Annotated in this window: 3 protein-coding genes; all 3 read left to right on the top strand. The window is 57.9% G+C overall.

Annotated elements, in window-relative coordinates; all coding sequences use genetic code 11:
* On the top strand, nt 1-245 hold a 245-nt coding region (locus tag AC221Y_RS22595), incomplete at its 5' end, for a hypothetical protein (RefSeq protein ID WP_486708542.1).
* Between the two features lie 170 nt (nt 246-415).
* Nucleotides 416-2,386 (top strand): molybdopterin-containing oxidoreductase family protein, encoded by a 1,971-nt coding sequence (locus tag AC221Y_RS22590; RefSeq protein ID WP_486708541.1) that lies wholly within the window; start codon nt 416-418, stop codon nt 2,384-2,386.
* A 336-nt stretch (nt 2,387-2,722) separates the two neighbouring features.
* On the top strand, nt 2,723-3,142 hold a 420-nt coding region (locus AC221Y_RS22585; protein WP_486708540.1), incomplete at its 3' end, for a M48 family metalloprotease.

Raw genomic sequence — 3,142 nt, 5'->3', positions numbered from 1 at the left:
TGGAGACAGTCGCCAGAAAGAACCTGCGGAGCTTCGAAGAGCATACGCAGGGCATGCAGGTCCTCCGCTTCGGCAATATTGCGGTTGTTCTGGCGGTGTCCGAGCTTCTGGAGGACGGAACTGAAGTTAATCACGACATCAGCGGCTATCTTCTGGTTAAATCGGAGGGGCGTTGGTCGATCATGGCGCACGCCTGGGATCAGGCGAGTGAGGAGAATACCGTGCCAGACTCCTTGCGCGGATAAGTTCCCCTGACGGCACGCTGTTCCCTCTCATGTTTAGCGTCCCGCGCTGAGGTCCCGGTTTCCAACCTGTATTCCCTTGGATTGTCGGAGGGTGGCTGACCGTCCAGCTCCTTTTTTGTGCTAATATCCCCATAAACGAAGTTAGGCTGCATGACGCTGGGAGGTGTCGAATGAACATTTTCGAGGTTCGGGGCTGCTGCCCCCACGATTGTCAGGATGGCTGTTCCTGGGTGGCGCAGGTGGAAGACGGTGTCGTCTCAAGGGTGGTAGGCTCGAAGGAGCATCCTTTCACCCGCGGCATCCTGTGCGCGAAGGTCAACGACTATCAGACACGGACGTATTCGCCCAGCCGCCTGTTACATCCCTTGCGTCGCAAAGGCTCAAAGGGCAGCAACGAATTCGAGCGGATTTCGTGGGACGAAGCGATATCCGAGATCGCGACTTCCTTCGAAAGCATCATATCCGATTGGGGTACCGAGGCTTTGATGCCGCTTCACGACATGGGTTCGGCGGGCGCGCTCCAGAGGCGGGCGCTCATGCGTTTGTTTCATCATCTCGGGGCAAGCCGCCTCCACGGAAGCCTGTGCGGCCAGGCGGGTAATGCTGTGGCGGCCGAGGGGCACCCCATTGCCTTCGATCCAGAGACAATAGCTGAAAGTGAATGCATCCTTCTCTGGGGGGCGAACCTTCTCTCCACCGCGCATCACCATTGGCACTTTTGCGTGGAAGCGCGTAAGGCACGCGGCGCCAAGCTCATCAGCATCGACCCGAGACGGACACGAACCGCCGCCAAATGCGACGACCACATCCCGATACGCCCTGGAACCGATGCGGTTCTGGCGGCGGGCATGGCGAATGTCCTGCTGACCGACGGAATTGCCGATCTCGATTATGCCCGGGCGGCTGCAATGGATCTGGATGTCTATCTCAAGGAAATTGAGCCATGGACGCCGGATCTTGTTGAAGCAATCACAGGTGTGCCGGCGGATGACGTTGTCCGGATAGCTCGCCTCTACGGCTCAGCCAAACCCGGCACAATTCGCGCGGGCATTGGCCCGCAGCAGTCAAGGATGGGGGATACCTTTGTCAGAAGCCTCAGCGCTCTGGCGATTCTTTCGGGGCACTGGCGTCTCCCCGGCGGCGGCTTCATTATCGAAGGTTATCCGACCTTCGATAACACGGCGCCCGAATGCCCCGAACTTTCCCCACAAGGGACTCGTAGCCTCCACAGGGGGAAACTGGCCAGGATCCTAACCTCGTTGGACCTCGATCCGCCGATCAAGGGCCTGATGATATGGGGTCACAATCCGCTCGTGAACCAAATCGATGCTGAGACGGTCAGACAGGGGCTGTGCCGGGACGATCTGTTTACGGTGGTGATCGAGCATTTCATGACAGACACCGCCAGGCACGCGGACATCGTGCTTCCGTCGACCACTCAACTCGAACATTTCGACGTTCAAGGATCGTGGGGCCAAGGGTATGTCGGCCTGAATCATCCCGCGATCCCACCAGTGGGTGAAACCAAACCCCACACGGAGATTCTGCGGCTGCTGGCACGCGAAATGAACCTCAAGGAGCCGGCGCTTTTCGCAGACGACGAAACGATTGCGCGTTCCAGCCTGCCGGAGAATTTCGACTGGGAAACGCTCAAACGGCAGGGCTGGCTGTATGCGCCGCAGCCCAGAAAAGACCCGGTCGCGCTTGGAGGCAAGCTGAAGATGTCAATCGGTCTGGATCGACCAGATGAACTTGACGACTATGACCTCATCCCCAATGGCCAACTCAGGCTTCTCAACGTAAAGCCGCACTACTTCCTAAATTCAACCTTCGCCAACATGCCGCGACACGCTGGACAGCAGGGTGATCCGACCCTGGAGATGAACCCGGCGGACGCGGAGAAGCTGGGACTGGAAGATGGAGTCCATGTTCGTGCCCGCAACGTCAGGGGATCGCTGGCGGCAGTCCTCAGCGTCACCGACAGCGTTGTCGAGGGCACGGCTGTTCTGGAAGGAAAGTACTGGTGGACCAGTGGTGAAGATGGTTCGCCTGTCTCAAATCGTTTGGCGGAGGCGAAATGGACGCCGGGCGGACAGCCGACTTTCAACGATATCTTCGTGGAAGTCATCCAGGCGGGATGATCAGCCCCAATTAACTGGTCCAGTTTAAATGTTAGTGCATGATTGGCCTTTGGTCGATCAGGATGACGGTTTCGAGCGCTGGCGGGCTACTTGCGGCATCCAAGTCGGCCCACCCCACCCCATGCACGGCGCTTCTGTCCTCGGGCCGGTTATGCTCCCTTGCTCCAACGCATCTCTAGAGTTGCGGTGGTTCGTGTAGAAACACCCGCTAATCGTTCTGCATTGCCACAAGACGAAGCAGTCTCTGCGATCTGAGAGTTCCAAGGTTTGGCGTCAATTGACGGTGCACATACTCGTTCTTATATACGCGAAAAGAAACGCAGGAGCACGAAGCTCATGGTACGCACATTCATCTTGATGGCCGCGATGACCGCATTTGTTGGCGTCGTCGGCCTCATGCTGGGCGGTGAGGCGGGTCTTATCATCGCGCTGATAATCGCTTTCGGCATGAACTTCTTTTCCTACTGGAATTCGGACAAGGTCGTTTTGCGGATGCACGGTGCACGACCTGTCGATGCGCGCTCGACGCCAGAGCTTTGGGCGATGACCGAAAGCATGTCGCGTCGGGCCGGGATGCCTATGCCAGCGCTCTACATCATTGAAACAGAACAACCAAACGCCTTCGCAACGGGAAGAAACCCAGAAAATGCCGCCGTCGCTGTTACACGCGGCTTGTTGCGGAACATGAGCCGCGAGGAGATAGCGGCCGTCGTTGCGCATGAACTCGCACATATCAAGAACCGCGACACGCTTACC

The organism is Boseongicola sp. (assembly GCF_057460485.1).
Note: the sequence above shows the minus strand (reverse complement) of the source record. Positions and strands in the feature narration are given on the sequence as shown.

Coding starts and splice junctions, on each gene's coding strand:
- AC221Y_RS22590 (WP_486708541.1), top strand. CDS start 416: ATGAACATTTTCGAGGTTCGGGGCTGCTGCCCCCACGATTGTCAGGAT.